The organism is Puia sp. P3 (assembly GCF_050632245.1).
GTDB lineage: Bacteria > Bacteroidota > Bacteroidia > Chitinophagales > Chitinophagaceae > Puia.
Genome location: NZ_CP192583.1, coordinates 6,287,713 through 6,304,398 on the forward strand (window position 1 = coordinate 6,287,713; position 16,686 = coordinate 6,304,398).

Sequence of the window (16,686 nt, forward strand, 5' to 3'; positions counted from 1 at the left end):
TATGACATCAACAATCATAAGAACAGCCAGCCTTGCCCTTCTCCTGGGGCTGGGCGCCTGTAAGGTTTCAAAAGACACTGCTACGCCGCAGCCCGATTTGCCGGTGGAATTCCGAAACACGGCAGCAAAGGGAGACACCACGAGCGTGGCCAATTTGCCCTGGAAAAGTTTCTTCGGAGACGCGACCCTGCAGACGCTGATCGACAGCGCTATCGCACACAACTATGATATGCAGGTCGCCCTGAAGAATATCGAGTCGGCGCAGCTGATCCTTGGACAGTCGAAGCTGGGATATTGGCCTGACGTCAATTTCAATGCGACGTACAGCCGTACACGGCCCGCCGACAACAGTCTGAACGGGCAGTTCGCCCCCCAGATAGTGGGCCACAAATACATCGAGGACTACAACGCCAATCTTGGCCTTAGCTGGGAAGTACCTATCTGGGGAAAGATCCGCAGCCAGCAGGACAAGGCGCTGGCAGGCTACCTGCAGACGCAGGAAGCCCGCAAGGCCCTGCAGACCAATCTGGTCGCCGGCGTAGCCGAAGGATACTACAACCTTCTCATGCTCGACGAACAGCTGGCTATCGCTAAGAAAAACCTGGCCCTCAACGACAGCACGCTGCAGATCATTCGACTGCAGTTCACGGCTGGAGACGTGACGGCGCTGGGTGTACAGCAGGCGGAAGCGCAGCGGCTGGTTGCCGCCGAACTGGTGCCGCAGATCGAACAGAGCCTCCTCGTTCAGGAGAATGCGCTGAGCATTCTGACGGGCAGGCTCCCGGCGAGTATCGCGAGAACGGCTATGCTGGAACAGGTTCCGCTGAAAGACACGCTTTCGGCAGGGGTACCCGCTCAGCTGGTGAGCCGCCGTCCGGACGTTCGCAGCAGCGAGCTGGCGCTGAATATCGCCAATGCCAATGTGGGCATCACGAAGGCAAGTCTTTATCCTTCGCTGACGATAACGGCGCAGGGTGGCCTGAATAGTTTTAAGAGCAGCAACTGGTTCAATATTCCGGGTAGCCTGTTCGGGATCGTGGGCGGAGGTCTGACCCAGCCCCTTTTCCAGCGCAAGCAGCTGAAAACGCAGTATGAGCTGGCGAAGGTGGACAGAGAGAAGAGTGTGATATTGTTCAGACAGTCGGTGCTGACCGCAGTAGGCGAAGTTTCGGATGCGCTCGGCAAGATCGAGAAGCTGAAGGAGCAGAAAGTAGTGGTCGCCACCCGGGTCAATACGCTGCAGCAGGCAATTGTCAACGCCAACAGCCTGTTCCGCAACGGTCTGGCTACCTACCTCGAAGTGATCACCGCGCAGGGAAATGTATTGCAAAGCGAACTGGAATTAGCGTCTATAAAGAAAGGACAACTTAGCGCAGAAGCTGGAATTGTATCGCAGCCTCGGAGGAGGATGGAATTGATTCGCGCAGACAGGCAGTTGAAACCGATAGGAGTTAGAGTAACAGAAAGCCGGACAATGTCCGGCTTTCTGGCTATATGAACTTTCCGGTATAACCGGTGTTTTTCGGCATTTTGGACGGCACACCGGCATAGACCAGGCTCCCGCCTCCGTCGCCGGCTTCGGGGCCGAGGTCGATCACCCAGTCGGCGGAGCGGATGACGTCGGTATTGTGCTCGATGACCAGGATGGAATGGCCCTGATCGATGAGCGCATTGAAGGAAGCCAGCAGCTTGCGGATATCGTGAAAATGCAGGCCGGTGGTCGGCTCGTCGAAAACGAACAGGATATGTCCCTGACTACGGCCCTTGCCCAGGAAAGAGGCCAGCTTCACACGCTGGGCTTCCCCACCCGAAAGGGTATCCGAAGACTGACCCAGCTTCACATAGCCCAGACCGACGTCGCTGAGGGGCCTGATCTTCTGGAGTATATCTTTCTCGTCTTTGAAAAAGTCCAGTGCTTCGTCGACGCTCATCTCCAGCACCTGGAAGATGTTCTTTTCCCTATAGGTAACCTCGAGGATCTCGTCCTTGAACCGCCTGCCGTGGCAGACCTCGCAGGTCAGGTGGACGTCTGCCAGGAACTGCATTTCGACGACCTGTTCGCCCTCGCCCTTGCAGGTATCGCAGCGGCCGCCGTCGACGTTGAAGGAGAAGTGCTTGGGCTGGAAACCCCGCATCTTGCTCAGGGGCTGTTTGGAATAGAGCTCCCGAATCTCGTCATAGGCCTTGATATAGGTGACGGGATTGCTACGGGAAGACTTGCCAATAGGATTCTGGTCGACCATTTCGACCTGAGAGATATATTCGATATCCCCTGTGATCGCCTTGTGTATGCCGACCTTTTCGGCAGGCTCACCCTTGATCTTCTGGAGGGCGGGATAGAGGATCTGCCTGACCAGGGGTCGTCTTGCCGCTGCCGCTGACGCCGCTGACGACGCAGAGGACGTCCAGCGGAAATTCGACGGTCAGGTCTCTAAGGTTGTTCTGCCGCGCGCCTTCGACGCTGATGGACCGTTTCCATTTTCTCGGAAAAGCGGGCGGAGCAATGGTCAGCTCGCCTTTAAGGTATTTCCCCGTCAGGCTATCCTCGTTGGCGATCAGCTGGTCGTAGTCCCCTGCCGCGACGACCTCGCCGCCCAGATGGCTGGCCAGAGGGCCCATATCTATAATATAGTCCGCCTCCCGCATCATCATCTCGTCGTGTTCTACTACGACTACCGTATTTCCAAGATCGCGCAGTTCTTTCAGTACGCGTATCAGCCTTTCGGTATCCCCTGGAGTGAAGCCCGATAGAGGGTTCGTCCAGGATATATAAGAGTTGGTCAGGTTGCTGCCGAGGCTGCGTGTCAGCTGGATACGCTGGCTTTCGCCGCCACTTGAGGGAATTCGCCAGACGGGCGAGCGTCAGATAGCCAAGCCCCACGTCCATCAGCGTGGACAGGCGGTGACGGATCTCGATGAGGATGCGCTTTGCAATTTGCTGTTCGTGGGGCTCCAGCACCAGGTGATCGAACCAGGCGGAGAGGTCCTTCACCGGGATCTCGCAGAGCTCGCCGATATGTTTGTCACCGATCCTGACATAGAGAGCCTCCTTCCGGAGCCGGTAGCCCTTGCAGTCCGGGCATTCTGTGCGGCCGCGGTAGCGGGAGAGCAGAACGCGGTACTGTACTTTATACAGGTTGCGTTCGACTTCCGCGAAGAAATCGTTGATCCCCTGGACGTGCTCGTTACCTTCCCACAGCGCCTTGTATTGCTGTTTCGTGAGGTCGATCACCGGCTTGTGGATCGGGAAGTCGAATTTTTTGGCGGCTTTGACGAACTGGTCCTTCCACCAGACCAGTTTTTCCCCTTTCCATGGGGCCACGGCTCCTTCGTAGACGCTGAGGCGGCGGTCGGGAATGACGAGGTCGGCGTCGATGCCGAGTACACGGGAAAAACCTTCACAGGTGGGGCAGGCGCCGAAGGGATTGTTGAACGAAAACAGATTGGGAACGGGCTCCTCGAAGTTGATGCCGTCGAGTTCGAAGCGGTTCGAGAATGGGAGGCGCCGGGTGCCGTTGACTTCGAGCTGCATTTCGCCTTCGCCTTCATAGAAGGCGGTGCCGACGGAGTCGGCGATGCGGTGGCGGTCGTCTTCGTCGAAGGCCTTTACTACGAGGCGGTCGACGAGGATGGATGCGCCGGGGGCGGGCAGTTTCTTTTTGAGCTCTTTGTCGTCCATTTCAAGAAGGTCCTCGATGCGGAGGGTCTCTCCGACCTCTCCGGACGCGGGCAGATATATACGGGAAAAGCCTTTTTGGAGCAGGATGTTCAGCTCCTCTTTTGTGTCCCGGTTCCTGTGTTGTTTGAAGGGAGTAAGCAAGAGGACGCGGTCATTGGCGTTCAGGCCCGCAATGGCGCTTACGACGTCGCCGACGTCGTCTTTTTTACGATCCGGCCGGTGACCGGGGAATACGTCTTTCCGACTCTGGCGTAGAGCAGGCGGAGGTAGTCATAGATCTCGGTCATACTGCCGACGGTCGACCGCGGGGTCCGTGTGATGACCTTTTGTTCGATGGCGATGGCGGGACAGAGACCTTTTATATAGTCTACGTCCGGCTTGTCCATGCGCGCCATGAACTGGCGGGCGTAGGCGCTAAGGCTTTCTGCGTAGCGACGCTGGCCTTCCGCAAAGAGGGTGTCGATGGTCAGGGAAGATTTCCCGGAACCGGACACGCCTGTCACCACTACCAACTTATTGCGGGGAATGGATACATCAATATTTTTTAAGTTATGAACCCTTGCTCCTTTTATGAATATCGCATCGGCGTCAGGAGTCGGGGCGGAGGGGATGATCTTTTCTTTTTTCTGTTTTTTTACTTTACCCGTTGTGGCCATATATTATTGTGTGATTGCGCCTGTGGCCTCCCTATATTTATTGTGTGCTCGTGCCAGTAGCGTTCCCTATATTAACAAACCTACACCAAAATGATGAATTGCCGGGAACTGGCGGCTGGTTTTTGCTAATAATTTTAACAAATTTCAGTGAACAAATGTTGCAGGACTAACCGTGATCCAAAAGGCCAAAAAATATACATTTCTCAAAACTGGAAACCGAGGAAAGACAAAAATAAGTACTTACCTTATTGTTTTTCTGGGAGTTTGGAGAATATAAAAACAAAAAAAATTCCCAAAATGTGGTTTATTCCAAAAAATGTATATCTTTAAATCCTAATCGTGCAAGAGTTATTTGTGCACAATTGGAAAAGGAATGTGAATATTGAATTTTAACAAAAGGGTCTAACGGCCCGATAAACGCTGCCGCCTATCGACTATAGCTTCTACACAGAAAAACCGAGCCATCTTTAAAATCCAAAATATATCCTATCACCTTCAAAAACCCGTAGAAGTTTATGACATTGCTACGCAAAAAGACTGACCACGAACTTATTCACCAATTTAGGGACGGTGACCTCCATGCGTTGGAAGCACTGATTGTTCGTCACAAAGACAAGTTGTACACTTCCATTCTCTTCCCGGTAAAAGACAAATATCTCGCCGAAGATATTTTCCAGGACGTTCTCATCAAAATTATTGACACCATTCGTGGTGGCCGCTACACGGAAGAGGGTAAATTCCTTCCCTGGGCGATGCGGATTGCGCACAACCTGTGTGTCGACCATTTCCGGAAGGTAAAGAGGACTCCCGCCATCAAGACAAGCGATGACAGGGATATCTTCGAAGTGATCCAGCTTCACGGAAGAGGGAGCAGACACCAAGATGATGAAACGCCAGAGCCATGATCGTGTAAGACAGATGCTCGACCTGCTGCCGGAAGATCAGCGCGAAGTGATCATCCTCCGTCACTATGCAGACCTCTCCTTCAAGGAGATCGCTGCCCTGACGAATTGCAGCATCAACACGGCCCTTGGCCGGATGCGCTATGGTCTGATCAACCTGCGTAAAATGATGACAGAAAAAAAGATTGCCTTGTAATGATTGAATTTTACTAACAAGGATTTAAAGAAGATGGTAGTTCATCGCAAGTACGAAAAATACGATGAGCGTTTTTTTAAAAATCTTTAACTAACTTTAAGTATCGGGGAACGGATAGAACCGCTAACTTCAATGTGTGAAAAGATCCATTAAAAAAAATATTAAGAGTTCCTGCTCGAAGAGAGCAGGGACTTTTTTCTTTGGTACGATCGTTATCGCGGGGATAGGCGCCGATGCCGGCTTGCCCGTTAGTAGCGAAAAGATATTGTCATTCTGGCCCCCCCATCTGGTAACAAGACTTGCCCTTAGTTTGGCTGGAAGGCCGGGACAGAATGACGCCTAATTGAAAGCCCCTCTTGCGAGGGGCTTTTTATTTTTTAGTGTGGGGTGAGGCCTATTTCTTCGACACGCCCTTTTTCTGTTGGTAGGCGTCCAATCCGCACTGGAGCCAGCTGGCGTATTCTTTGGCGTCGGGGGTATAGCCTACGGGCCGGTTCAGTAATCTTTCGTCCGGACTGATGACGACGTAGAAAGGCTGGGACGCATTTTTAAAATTTTCGGACTGCAGTGTTGCAAACTTGTCCCCTACCGTCCGGATGGCTTTTCTTGCTGCCATCGCCCGTCGTGAACAAAAACTGCTGGTCGTCCGGCAGGGCCTTACGGTCATCGACATACAGGGAGACCAGGATAAAGTCCTGTTTGATCTTGTCCTTCACGACTTCCTGGGGCCAGACGTTCTCCTCCATCTTGCGGCAGTTGACGCAGGCCCAGCCGGTAAAATCGATCAGCAGCGGTTTGTGCTGTTCTCTGGCCAGCGCCAGCGCCTTGTCGTAGTCGTTGATCACGTTGGCTTCGACCCGTCTGGAATCATCCGCGGACTTATACAGACTATAGCTCAATGGCGGAGGGAAGCCGCTGACAAGGGAGATATTCGCGTATTTCGTATTGCTGAGACCCGGCGCCAGATAGCCGGCGAAGACCAGAAAGAATACCGAAGGCTATCCGGGTCTTGCTGAGCTGTTTCGGCGGAGGATCGTGATGGAATTTGATGACCCCGAAGAGGTAGAGCGCGAGCGCCACACTCACGAGGATCCAGAGTGCAAAGAAGGTCTCTCTTTTCAGGATGCCCCAGTGCGTGACCAGGTCAGCATTTGAAAAGTATTTAATGAACAGCGCCAGCTCGAGGAAGCCAAAAACGATCTTCACCGTGTTCATCCACGCACCGCTACGGGGCAGAGACTGCAACCAGCTGGGGAACATTGCAAACAGGGCAAAAGGAAGGCCCAGTGCAAAGCCAAAACCCGCCAGCACCACCGTCAGCTGTATCGGACCTCCGTTGGGGCCGAGAGCGCTCACGACAAAGGTTCCCAGTATTGGTCCCGTGCAGGAGAAGCTGACGATCGCCAGGGTCAGCGCCATGAAAAAGATCCCGCCGACGCTGCTGATATTGGACTTGGTATCTACCGAATTTGAAAACCTACTCGGCAGCGTGATCTCGAAGAGACCAAAAAAGGACAGGGCGAAGGCCAGGGAACACCGCTGCAAAGAACAGATTGAGCCAGACGTTGGTGGCGATATTGTTCAGGATGTTTGCGTTGTTCGCTTTCAGAAAATAGAACGGGACGCTGATCAGGGTATAGATAAGGAAGATGAAGAATCCGTACAGGAAGGCGTTGGCAATACCTTTTGACCGGGTGGCCGAGCGCTTGGTAAAAAAGCTGACGGTCAGCGGGATCATCGGGAAGGTGCAGGGCATGATCAGGCCGACCAGGCCGCCGAGAATACCGAGAATGAAAAGACCGAAGAGGCCTTTGGACGCTGAATTTTCAGCGCCCGTACCGCCGCATTTGTTTACCGGATTATCGAGATCGATGGTGGACTTCTTTAGTTCGTTCGCGGCGCCTGCGGAGGCCTGCAGTTCGGCTGATTTTGCTATGAGTCCGCCGCCCGCCGCACGTGCGTAGCGGAAGGGGACTTCCTGAGGGCCTACTACGGAATCTTTATTGATTGCCATGAATACGACAGCACCTTTCAGATCGCCGGTTGGGGTGGCCGATGTCGGATCCAGGTGTATCAACCACTGTGTCCGACCGGTGTACGAGCCCGTTTTCGCGTTGTTGAACAGCGGCTCCGGCTGTGTTTTCAGCTGACCTTTCTCTTCGATCTTTCCGACCGTGGCGCCGGCGGTGCTGTCCAGCGTAACGCGCGAGTTGGGCAGGCTGTCGGGCATCGTCGTGGAATAGAGCCTCCACCCTTCCTTAATATGTCCGTTCAGGACCAGGACCGGCTTGCCGTCGGCACCCTGCTGAACGCTGAAATCCCAGGTGACGGCGCTATGCGCGGTGTCGGACTGGGCGAGGCCGCGGTGCGCCATGAGCAAAAATAAAAAGGCGAAAGTCAGCAGACGAAGCCGACGGCCTGAGTAGAACGTAGAGTTAGGTAACATGCTGCTGGGTCTTAACTAAAAAACGAGTTCCTGCAAAGAACCCGTTTTTAATGTATTGTTTTCGTCAGATAGACGACGGAACCATTTTTATCCTCCTATATTGACTTTGATGTCCACGTCGGCCGGAGGAAGACACTGCTGGTCGTTGCAAACCATGAATTCGACCTTGCCTGCCAGACTGGTTTTAACATTCGTCTTGAGTTTGACAACCTGGACGAAGTCAACCGTCTTCTCGTAGTATTTTACGTCGTGTCCCCAGGCAGCCTCGTTCTTCTTTACCATCTGACCTTTTTCCTTTACAGGTCCGTCCAGTGTCAGAAGGGGGCTTTTGGTGAACGTGAACGTCGTTGGAATGGGTCCTTCGCCGCCGGCGTCCTGTGCATAGAGATGGTAGTTGCCGCCGATGGTGGCCGTCATGTGCACTTCGTAGGTCTTGTCTGCGATCTTCTTCGCCGAATATGACCAGGAAACTTCCTTGCTCGACTGGGCCATGACTAGACCGCCGGTGAGAAGGGACAAACAAAACAGGAGTGATTTTTTCATATTTTTTTTAGAGGTATAAAGAACCCTAAAGTTCAGTTTCCAAATGTTACAGAAAACTAAAAATTTACCAATCCCGCTTTCTTAGCTGCGGGTTTCTCTTTGGCGTTGATAAATAACGCTTCCAGGATGGTTTTTCCGTCGATATTTCCGAGGGCTTCGGAGCAGGCGCGCTCGGGATGCGGCATCATTCCGAATACGTTGCGCGTCGCGTTACAGATGCCAGCGATATTTCTCAGGGAACCGTTGGGGTTGGCGGCCGCGGTAATATTTCCGTCCTCGTCGGTATACCTATAGATGATCTGTCCGTTGGCCTCCAGCTGGTCCAGGGTCAGGTCGTCTGCATAATAGCGGCCTTCGCCGTGGGCGATGGGCACTTTCAGCGCGCAGCCCTGGTCCCCGACGCCGCGCAGATAGACGTTTTTGGAAATGAACTGCTGGTTGGCATTGCGTAGCAGCGCGCCGGGCAGCAGGTGCGATTCGCAGAGTACCTGAAAGCCGTTGCAGACGCCGAAGACCTTACCGCCTTCGCCTGCGAATTTGGTAACGCTCTGCATAATAGGGCTGAAACGCGCGATGGCGCCGCAGCGGAGGTAGTCCCCATAGGAGAAACCGCCCGGCAGAACGATGCAGTCCTCCGTGGTGAAGGCGCTCAGGTCGGTGTCCTTATGCCAGAGCATAACTACTTCCTGGCCAAGGTCCTGTAGCAGACTGTCATACATATCACGATCACAATTCGACCCGGGAAAAACGACTACGCCAAATTTCATATCCTTAGTAGGTTTGAAGGGCAAAGGTACGGCTTTTTGGGAGTTTGGAGAACCCGAGGTCGTTGGTTCCTGGGTGGGAGGAGGTACAAGGGGGTGGCAACGGTACCTGCCCGCTGGTGAAGGTGGTGGGGGCGGCCGGGTTTCAGATAAAATAGTTCATGGCGACGATATAGGCCACGATCATCCAGTGCAGGATATTGGGGCCGAGGGTTTTGGTAGGATAGTAGTAGGCGGCGGCGTGGAAGGCGGCGAAGGGGACGGCCATGATGACCCAGTTCTCATACGAGTTGACCCGGTTGATGAGGATGACGAGCACGGCGACCAGGAGGAAAAGGAGCAAAAGGCTCCAGCTCTTGCGGATCTGGATCAGGAATTTGGAAAGGTTCTTTTGAACAAAATACCCGCCGACCATAAAGGGAACGATCAGCCAGACAATGCCGAGGGTGACCCAGATGGAAGAGGGGCGGGCGGGAACGGTAAAAACGATCTTCGGTATGATATTCGACCAGCTCCAGTGCCCGGAGAGGTAGAGGTAGATAAAGAGGAAATAATAGGGGAAGGTAAATCCCAGCAGCCCGACGAACCACTCGCGGATCCGAAAGGGCCGCATGGCCAGCAGCCCCATCAGCACCAGCAGCAGAAAGGCCATCGCAGGTATATATAGCAGTGATACGATACCCGTCCAGATGCCGATACCGAAAATGGCGGTGCCGGGCCTGTGGCTGTTATACAGCTCCATCATTCTGTACCAGACCCAGATCATAATGGTATTGATCAGCAGGGGGGCAGAAAAATGCCCCCAGTCGGGAAGCAGGGACGTGATGAGGATATAGGACATCCCCGGCAGGAAATTGGGTTTTGGCAATACTTTATTGTGATTGAAGATACGGTCGAACAGGGTCGCCTGGACGATCAGCAGCACAAAGGCCAGCACGGAATAGAAGACCGGGACGCCGCGAAATATGGTATCGAGGCCGTTCAGAATTATCTTATACAGATAGTTATCTTCCGGATGAAGGACCGGGACGACGGGGTGTAAGAATAGCGGAAATTTTAATACAAACGCATAGAAGACCAGCAACAGGGCATTAGTCGGGGTTTTCTGTCTAAAAATACCGATCATGCGCAAAGCTAATTAAAATCAACTTTGGCAAAGCACAGATAATTTTTGAAAAGACAGGGAATAATGGTCTCCCAGCTGCTGACCTGTTTGCCGTAGCGGGGCATGAAGTCGTAGCCCCTGTCCAGGTTCCGCAACGTAGGATACCGGGTAACCTTACCCTCGGGGGAAACACTCTGGTCGTTGAGCAGCATATTCCGACGTTCGTAGAGATTAAAGAGGAAGTGCAGCTCTCCGCCGGTATTGACCAGCTCGTGGGAGATCAGGTTCTCCGTCTCGTCATCGAACTGGCTTTTGGGTATGATAGCGCTCCACTGCAGATTGCTCTGGGCATCGAAAGAAAGGACCATGATATTCTCGGCGTGAAACCGGGTAGCATAGTTGCCGTAGTTCCTGCTCCAGGGATTGTAATACGGACTATAATAATACGGGGAGTAAAAGCCTCCCGGCCCGAAAGCGGGGTTGTACATATAGTCCCAGCGGTTGAACATATTCCCGCGGGAGGTGGTATACAGGGACTCCGTCACCAGCAGATAGCCGCCGTCCCGCTTCGTGATGATGTGCTTGACAAAGAAATCGTTGAAGGCCATCCGCAGATTGGCGTCGGAGCTCTTGGCCTGGGCTCTCAGCTCGTCGTTGAATACGGTCAGCTTCTCTTCTACCCTGCTGTTGGTCGCCTTGTCCCAGATGACCGAATAGAGTCCTTCGATATTTCCCCGCCGCTGTTTGTAGTAGAAGCCGCAGAGGATATAGCGTTTATTGGTGTTGTCGACCTTCAGCTTGATCTCGTCGAGGATGCGGTCGCCGGCGCCGATGTCCTTTACGGAGAAGCTGTCGGCCGTCGGCCCCTTGGTGACAAGGGCGACCCGTGATACGTAATCGTTGCTGCCGCTGCGCAGGTATTTGCCGAATACCAGCTGTCCGTCGTTGTCGACCTGAAAGTCGGTAAACAGCTCGTTCCGCTCTTCCATCGGGATATATATACGGTGACGGTCGAGCAGCTGCAGGCTGGCGTCAAAAAGAAAGGTGGTGAACAGGAAATTGCGGGGGTTCTTGCTGTTGATCTTAAAGACCATGATCTTTTGTTTGTCCTCGCTGACCACGGTCGTATAGATCTTGTTGCTGGCGGCGAAACCGATCTGGGTCGTGTCGAGGTCGATGGGCTCCCCTATCTTGCGGGCCTGACCGTCGAGCTTGACCGCTGCGCAGTGGACGATGCTTTTTTCTGGTATTCGTAGATGAGGTAGCAGAACTCCGGGTAGGCGACAAAATCGACGTTGATGTATTTGTCCGGCAGAAAGGACAGCGGCACCCTCTGCTGCAGCTTCATATCGCTGTCGTAGATGCTGATGGCGTTTGTGGAATTATTATTCTTGAATACCAGGAAGTTATCGTTGATCTTCCCGATAATCTCGAAATTGGTCCGGCGTCCGTCCTCCCGCTCAGGCTCGGTGTAGGTGATCTGCTGAACCTGGGCTTTTACCTGGACAGCAACCGTTAGGGTGAGTGCGAACAGCAGGAATGACAGAGGTCTGCTCATAGTTACCGCTACATTTTAAGTCCTAAGATAGGTAAAAGTTTAACTATTAGTTGTTACGAGGGATTTAAACTTGGGGTTGCCGGGAGGGCCGGATTGGGGGGTTCCCGAGCGTAGCGTAGGGAGTGAACGAGAAGGAGGGAGGGAAGATCCTCCGGCGAAGTTCGAAGGGGGAGAAGGGGGCCGGCAGCGGTGCGGGGAGGAGGTCATTTAAAAATAGCTTGCCTTTCCATCTTTTTACATATAACTTTGCCTATTTATTAACAGAAGACTCGTTTGTGAGCAATCAGATCAACAAAGTCAGTTTAGCAAATCTAATCATTGCACTGGGCATCATCTACGGCGACATCGGGACCTCCCCCTCTACGTTCTCAACGCCATAATCCACGGAAGAGTAATCAGAGAAGACCTGATCCTGGGTTCCCTTTCCTGTATTATCTGGACCCTGACGCTCCAGACCACAGTGAAATATGTCTGGCTGACCCTTAAAGCCGACAACAATGGGGAAGGCGGGATCTTTTCCCTTTACGCCCTCGTGCGCCGGCAGCGGCGGTGGCTGGTGCTTCCCGGCCATGATCGGCGGCGCTGCGCTGCTCGCAGACGGCATGATCACCCCGCCGATCTCCGTCACTTCGGCGATCGAAGGTCTGCGGCAGATGCCAGCTTTCCGGTATATCGACCAGTCGACGATCGTCTACCTGGTGCTGGGCATTCTGGTCATCCTTTTCTTCCTGCAACAATTCGGCACGGAGTCCATTGGCAAGCTGTTCGGCCCCATCATGTTCATCTGGTTCAGTATGCTGGCCGTGCTGGGAAGCAGCCATCTCCTGGACGATCTGGGGATCTTCAAGGCCCTCAGCCCCCACTATGCCATCCAGCTGCTGACCTATTATCCCAAGGGCTTCTGGATACTGGGGGCGGTATTCCTTTGTACCACGGGTGCGGAGGCCCTCTATTCCGACCTCGGCCACTGCGGCAAGGGCAATATCCGTATCTCGTGGATCTATGTCAAGCTCTGCCTTATCCTCAACTATCTGGGACAGGGCGCACTGGCTACTTGCCCAGTACAGGGGACGCATATTCGACACTTCCGTGGGCAATCCTTTTTACAATATCATGCCGACCTGGTTTGTCATACCGGGTATCATCATCGCCACGGCTGCTGCCATCATCGCGAGCCAGGCGCTGATCACCGGCTCGTTCACCCTGATCAGCGAGAGTATGCGGCTCAATCTCTGGCCCAAGCTGCGGATCAGCTATCCCACCGAAGAAAGGGGACAGTCCTATATACCCGCTATCAACTTCATGCTGTTCATCGGCTGCTGCGGCATCACCCTCTATTTTCAGAGCTCGGCCCATATGGAAGCGGCCTACGGACTGGCTATCACGCTGTGTATGCTGGCGACGTCCATCCTTTTCGCCAACTATCTTATCTCCCGGCGGACCAATTCCGCGCTGATCTATCTGTATCTGTGCGTCTATCTGAGTATCGAAATCAGCTTCCTGTCCGCTAATCTGGAGAAATTTCCGCATGGTGGCTTTGTCACGCTGATCGTAGGCGGGGCACTTTTCGCGGTCATGTACGTCTGGTTTCGCGCGCGCAAGATCAAGAACCGCTATGTGGAGTTCGTCCGTATGGAGCACTATATCCCGCAGATACAGGAGCTCAGCAACGACCGGACGGTTGCCAAATCGGCCACGCATCTGGTCTATATGACCAGCGCCAACAACCCGAAGGAAATCGAGCACAAGATCATCTACTCCATTCTGAATAAGAAGCCGAAACGGGCCGATATCTACTGGTTCGTCCACGTCGACACCCTCGACGATCCCTACACGGCTGAATATTCCGTAGAACATATCATTCCCAACGATATTATCCGGGTCGAGTTCCGCCTTGGTTTCCGGATCGAACCAAAGATCAATCTGATGTTCCGCAAGGTCGTGGAAGACCTTGTCAACAACCGGGAAGTGAATATTACCAGCCGGTACGAATCGCTGGAGCGTAACAATGTCGTGGGAGATTTCCAGTTCATCGTCATGGAAAAATATCTCAGCCAGGACAACGAACTTCCCTTCTTCGAGCGGGTGGTCATGAAATTGTATTTTTGGCTGAAGGAACTGAGCCTCTCTGAAGAAAGGGGGTTTGGTCTGGATCCCTCCAACGTTACGATCGAGAAGTTCCCGCTGATCGTATCGCCGGTGCCCAATTTCAATCTGAAAAGGACGGGGATGGAATAGTTGAAGAAGTAATCAGCGGTTAGTTATGAAGAAATCCTTTACGCGCTGGGCCAAGGTGCTGGTCCTGCTATATTGTGTTGTCGGAATTGCCTGGTTTTATGGACAGGAGCGGCTGATCTTTCATCCCACGACGGTGGATAGGAAGGCGAAGTGGAATATTGCCGGACCATTCAGAGAGTTGAATATCCCGTATGATGCGACGACAAATATTAATGTATTGCAACTTGAAGCGGATAGTCCGGCCAGGGGTGTGGTGTTGTATTTTCACGACAGCAGGGGGAACAACGGGGATTATGTCGGAGTCGCTCCTGAATTTACTGCGAAAGGATACCAGCTATGGCTGATCGACTATCCCGGGTATGGAAAGAGCACCGGGACGCTCAGCGAAAAGAGACTATACGAGCAGGCCCTCATCTTTTACAAGCTCGCGCGCAGCCGGTGGCAGCCGGGACAGATCGTCATCTATGGTCAGGGATTGGGGACGGGTATCGCGGCACAGCTGGCGGCCGTCAGGGACTGCCGGCGACTGATCCTCGAATCGCCTTATTCCAGTATGACATCCGTTATGCGGCGTTATTTCTTTCTATATCCCGTGAAGCAGATGCTGCACTACCATTTGCCTACCAACGAATACCTAAAGGAGGTGACAGCGCCGGTGACTGTTTTGGAGCCGGGGTCAGCGGCGTTCAGGCAGAAGCTGGACTCGGTGATAAGCCTTTGACAGAGGGGGCCGGGTGAAGGGGTAGCGCCGGGGCTATCCTTTGAAGAAGGGACGGAGCCTTTCCTCGCGCTGTGGTGGTACAAAATAATTATTTTGGGAGACGACGGGTCCTTCGGCGTAGACATCAAGGGGCACCAACTTGCCCTGTTCGAGGGCATAGGGTTTATAGCCGAGGGGACTCAGCAGCTCGAAGAATTTGATGCGCTGTTCTCTTTCGAAGAACTCGCCGAGCAGGATGGGATGGTGTTTCTGCAGTGTCTGCAGCATAGTGGCGAAGACCTGGTATTCCAGACCCTCGACGTCGCATTTGATATAGTCCAGACGGGGCAGTTCGCTGAAGAGGCGATCCCCGGACTCATTCTTTACTCTTTCGGACTCGAAGAATTCGAGGTGCGGGTTGGCCTCTTTGACGCGGGCATGGAGCAAATTTCTTCATGGCTCCGATGCGGGGCACGCCCATTTCCACATACTCACCGCTGCCGCCCAGTGCGACCTGGTAGAGGGTGACATTGGCGGCATTCTTCTTTTGAATGAGGCGGCGAAGGGTATTGTGGAAGGCGCTCATCGGCTCGATCGCAAAAACTTTTCCCGAATCGCCGACCAGACGGCTCAGCTCGATGGTGAAATAGCCCAGGTGTGCGCCTATATCGGCGCAGTAGTCACCCGGGCGGATAATATGTTTGAGAAAATAGACGTCGTTATACTCAGCCCCCAGCAGACCGGTACGGTAGAGGCGCTGGAAGGAACCGGCCAGAAAAACTCAGGTATTTTTTTCACCTAAGACATTGAGTAGTATCTTTTTGATCGCCATACGCGTGCAAGCTAATTAATTATATCGGTACCACGTTCTGGTTCTTATTCAATCTTATTTTCTCGGGAATCGACGCCAGGATCTCCTGATGAAGTGCCTGTACCAGCCGCTGCTTGACAAAATCCCGATGGACGACGAGACTGACCTCGCGCATGGGCGCCGGCCTTTTGAAATGCCGGATCAGCTGCTGCTGTTTGCCCGTCAGGTCCATGGCGGCCGAGCTCGGGCAGGATAGTGATCCCGTCGTTGAGTTCCACCATGCGGCGCAGGGTCTCCAGGCTGCCGGCCTCGTAGTCGAAATGACTTCCCTCGCGGCTGGCCTTCCGCAACTCGCAGAGCTTGACTATCTGCGACCGGAAGCAGTGCCCTTCTTCGAGCAGCCAAAGTTTCGACGGGTCGATGTCCTGGGCGAGCATATAGGTCTTCTTATAAGCCGCGTTCCTGCGGGAGACATATACGAGCAGCTCTTCATAGAAGAGGACCTGTTCGCGGATACCGTTCTCCTGCAGAGGCGTCACGAGGACCCCTACGTCGATACGGCCCTCGCGGAGGCGGGTCACTAACACTTCGGTAGTCATTTCGTTGACTACCAGTTTGATTTGCGGATATTTCGTCGTAAAGGACTGTATGAACAGGGGCAGGAGATAGGGCGCGAGTGTCGGGATGATGCCGATGCGGATCTCGCCGGTGAGCACGCCTTTTTTCTCCTGGACGATCTCGCCGATGATATGTTTTTCTCCGAGGATCTTTCTGGCCTGTTCGATGATAGCTCTGCCGGCTTCGGTGGGAATGACGGGCTGTTTGCTGCGGTCGAAGATCTTGAGGCCCAGTTCTTCCTCCAGTTTTTGGACCTGCATGGAAAGCGTGGGCTGTGTGACGAAGCAATGCCCCGCCGCGGTGGCGAAATGACGGTAGGTGTCTACCGCTACGATATATTCCAGCTGAACGAAGGTCATATTGACCCAAAGTTAATAGATTCTACCTATCTGATGATAAAATTAATCGATGACGTCAATCGGAAAAAAGTTATGACCTTTATGTTGGGAAGAAAGCAAGAGCAAGGATTT

The 16,686-nt window shown here is 53.4% G+C and carries 20 protein-coding genes and 3 pseudogenes; 7 read left to right on the top strand and 16 right to left on the bottom strand.

What is annotated here, in order from left to right:
• Position 1 precedes the first annotated feature (1 nt).
• Positions 2-1,498 carry a TolC family protein gene (locus tag ACQ86N_RS39575; RefSeq protein ID WP_431211837.1) on the top strand — a complete coding sequence of 499 codons (1,497 nt, stop codon included), beginning with the start codon at positions 2-4 and terminating at the stop codon, positions 1,496-1,498.
• Here the strand turns inward: ACQ86N_RS39575 and ACQ86N_RS39580 are convergent.
• From ACQ86N_RS39580 to ACQ86N_RS39595, 4 genes are all read right to left on the bottom strand, one after another.
• Positions 1,491-2,243, bottom strand: coding sequence for a hypothetical protein (locus ACQ86N_RS39580; protein ID WP_431211838.1), 753 nt, complete (start codon positions 2,241-2,243; stop codon positions 1,491-1,493). The two genes, ACQ86N_RS39575 and ACQ86N_RS39580, sit on opposite strands and share 8 nt — an antisense overlap.
• A 67-nt stretch (positions 2,244-2,310) precedes the next feature.
• Positions 2,311-2,619: a hypothetical protein gene (locus ACQ86N_RS39585; RefSeq protein ID WP_431211839.1), complete on the bottom strand. Its 309-nt coding sequence runs from the start codon at positions 2,617-2,619 to the stop codon at positions 2,311-2,313.
• On the bottom strand, positions 2,540-3,820 hold the full coding sequence (locus tag ACQ86N_RS39590) for a hypothetical protein (RefSeq protein WP_431211840.1): 1,281 nt from the start codon (positions 3,818-3,820) through the stop codon (positions 2,540-2,542). The genes ACQ86N_RS39585 and ACQ86N_RS39590 overlap by 80 nt, the downstream gene beginning before the upstream one ends.
• Positions 3,821-3,858: 38 nt before the next feature.
• The gene (locus ACQ86N_RS39595) at positions 3,859-4,335 is read right to left on the bottom strand and encodes a hypothetical protein (RefSeq protein WP_431211841.1); all 477 of its coding nucleotides are present in this window, start codon (positions 4,333-4,335) and stop codon (positions 3,859-3,861) included.
• 515 nt (positions 4,336-4,850) lie between these two features.
• On the opposite strand from ACQ86N_RS39595, the pseudogene ACQ86N_RS39600 reads away from it, so the two are divergent.
• Positions 4,851-5,433: pseudogene (locus tag ACQ86N_RS39600) on the top strand (RNA polymerase sigma factor).
• Positions 5,434-5,827: 394 nt separating this feature from the next.
• On the opposite strand, the gene ACQ86N_RS39605 reads toward ACQ86N_RS39600, so the two are convergent.
• The 9 genes from ACQ86N_RS39605 to ACQ86N_RS39645 form a co-directional block, all read right to left on the bottom strand.
• A complete protein-coding gene (locus tag ACQ86N_RS39605; RefSeq protein WP_431218039.1) occupies positions 5,828-6,049 on the bottom strand; it encodes a hypothetical protein in 222 nt (73 codons plus the stop codon).
• Complete coding sequence (locus ACQ86N_RS39610) at positions 5,982-6,332, bottom strand: thioredoxin family protein (RefSeq protein ID WP_431211842.1); 351 nt, start codon at positions 6,330-6,332, stop codon at positions 5,982-5,984. The genes ACQ86N_RS39605 and ACQ86N_RS39610 overlap by 68 nt, the downstream gene beginning before the upstream one ends.
• Complete coding sequence (locus tag ACQ86N_RS39615; protein ID WP_431211843.1) at positions 6,322-6,978, bottom strand: hypothetical protein; 657 nt, start codon at positions 6,976-6,978, stop codon at positions 6,322-6,324. Before ACQ86N_RS39615 ends, ACQ86N_RS39610 begins: the two co-directional genes overlap by 11 nt.
• Positions 6,911-7,879 carry a hypothetical protein gene (locus ACQ86N_RS39620; protein WP_431211844.1) on the bottom strand — a complete coding sequence of 323 codons (969 nt, stop codon included), beginning with the start codon at positions 7,877-7,879 and terminating at the stop codon, positions 6,911-6,913. The genes ACQ86N_RS39615 and ACQ86N_RS39620 overlap by 68 nt, the downstream gene beginning before the upstream one ends.
• 87 nt (positions 7,880-7,966) lie before the next feature.
• Entirely contained in the window at positions 7,967-8,422 is a 456-nt protein-coding gene (locus ACQ86N_RS39625) for a protein-disulfide reductase DsbD domain-containing protein (RefSeq protein ID WP_431211845.1), read from the bottom strand.
• Between the two features lie 56 nt (positions 8,423-8,478).
• On the bottom strand, positions 8,479-9,189 hold the full coding sequence (purQ, locus tag ACQ86N_RS39630) for a phosphoribosylformylglycinamidine synthase subunit PurQ (protein ID WP_431211846.1): 711 nt from the start codon (positions 9,187-9,189) through the stop codon (positions 8,479-8,481).
• Positions 9,190-9,331: 142 nt separating this feature from the next.
• Positions 9,332-10,312: a DUF6427 family protein gene (locus ACQ86N_RS39635; RefSeq protein ID WP_431211847.1), complete on the bottom strand. Its 981-nt coding sequence runs from the start codon at positions 10,310-10,312 to the stop codon at positions 9,332-9,334.
• Positions 10,313-10,320: 8 nt separating this feature from the next.
• Positions 10,321-11,412, bottom strand: coding sequence for a hypothetical protein (locus tag ACQ86N_RS39640; protein WP_431211848.1), 1,092 nt, complete (start codon positions 11,410-11,412; stop codon positions 10,321-10,323).
• A 65-nt stretch (positions 11,413-11,477) separates the two neighbouring features.
• Positions 11,478-11,849 (bottom strand): hypothetical protein, encoded by a 372-nt coding sequence (locus tag ACQ86N_RS39645; RefSeq protein ID WP_431211849.1) that lies wholly within the window; start codon positions 11,847-11,849, stop codon positions 11,478-11,480.
• A gap of 122 nt (positions 11,850-11,971) precedes the next feature.
• Between ACQ86N_RS39645 and ACQ86N_RS39650 the strand changes: the two genes are divergently transcribed.
• The 5 genes and pseudogenes from ACQ86N_RS39650 to ACQ86N_RS39670 all read left to right on the top strand — a co-directional run bounded on the left by ACQ86N_RS39650 (position 11,972) and on the right by ACQ86N_RS39670 (position 14,808).
• Complete coding sequence (locus tag ACQ86N_RS39650) at positions 11,972-12,229, top strand: hypothetical protein (RefSeq protein ID WP_431211850.1); 258 nt, start codon at positions 11,972-11,974, stop codon at positions 12,227-12,229.
• Between the two features lie 32 nt (positions 12,230-12,261).
• Positions 12,262-12,333: pseudogene (locus ACQ86N_RS39655) on the top strand (hypothetical protein); the annotation flags it as partial.
• Positions 12,334-12,451: 118 nt separating this feature from the next.
• Positions 12,452-12,841, top strand: a pseudogene (locus ACQ86N_RS39660) (KUP/HAK/KT family potassium transporter); the annotation flags it as partial.
• A 10-nt stretch (positions 12,842-12,851) separates the two neighbouring features.
• Positions 12,852-14,087 carry a KUP/HAK/KT family potassium transporter gene (locus ACQ86N_RS39665; RefSeq protein WP_431211851.1) on the top strand — a complete coding sequence of 412 codons (1,236 nt, stop codon included), beginning with the start codon at positions 12,852-12,854 and terminating at the stop codon, positions 14,085-14,087.
• Between the two features lie 25 nt (positions 14,088-14,112).
• Positions 14,113-14,808, top strand: coding sequence for an alpha/beta hydrolase (locus tag ACQ86N_RS39670; RefSeq protein ID WP_431211852.1), 696 nt, complete (start codon positions 14,113-14,115; stop codon positions 14,806-14,808).
• 33 nt (positions 14,809-14,841) lie between these two features.
• Here ACQ86N_RS39670 and ACQ86N_RS39675 read toward each other — a convergent pair whose 3' ends face one another.
• The 3 genes from ACQ86N_RS39675 to ACQ86N_RS39685 all read right to left on the bottom strand — a co-directional run bounded on the left by ACQ86N_RS39675 (position 14,842) and on the right by ACQ86N_RS39685 (position 16,575).
• Entirely contained in the window at positions 14,842-15,234 is a 393-nt protein-coding gene (locus ACQ86N_RS39675; protein WP_431211853.1) for an FkbM family methyltransferase, read from the bottom strand.
• The gene (locus tag ACQ86N_RS39680; RefSeq protein ID WP_431217781.1) at positions 15,164-15,562 is read right to left on the bottom strand and encodes an FkbM family methyltransferase; all 399 of its coding nucleotides are present in this window, start codon (positions 15,560-15,562) and stop codon (positions 15,164-15,166) included. Before ACQ86N_RS39680 ends, ACQ86N_RS39675 begins: the two co-directional genes overlap by 71 nt.
• 101 nt (positions 15,563-15,663) lie before the next feature.
• Positions 15,664-16,575: a LysR substrate-binding domain-containing protein gene (locus ACQ86N_RS39685; RefSeq protein ID WP_431211854.1), complete on the bottom strand. Its 912-nt coding sequence runs from the start codon at positions 16,573-16,575 to the stop codon at positions 15,664-15,666.
• Positions 16,576-16,686 lie beyond the last annotated feature (111 nt).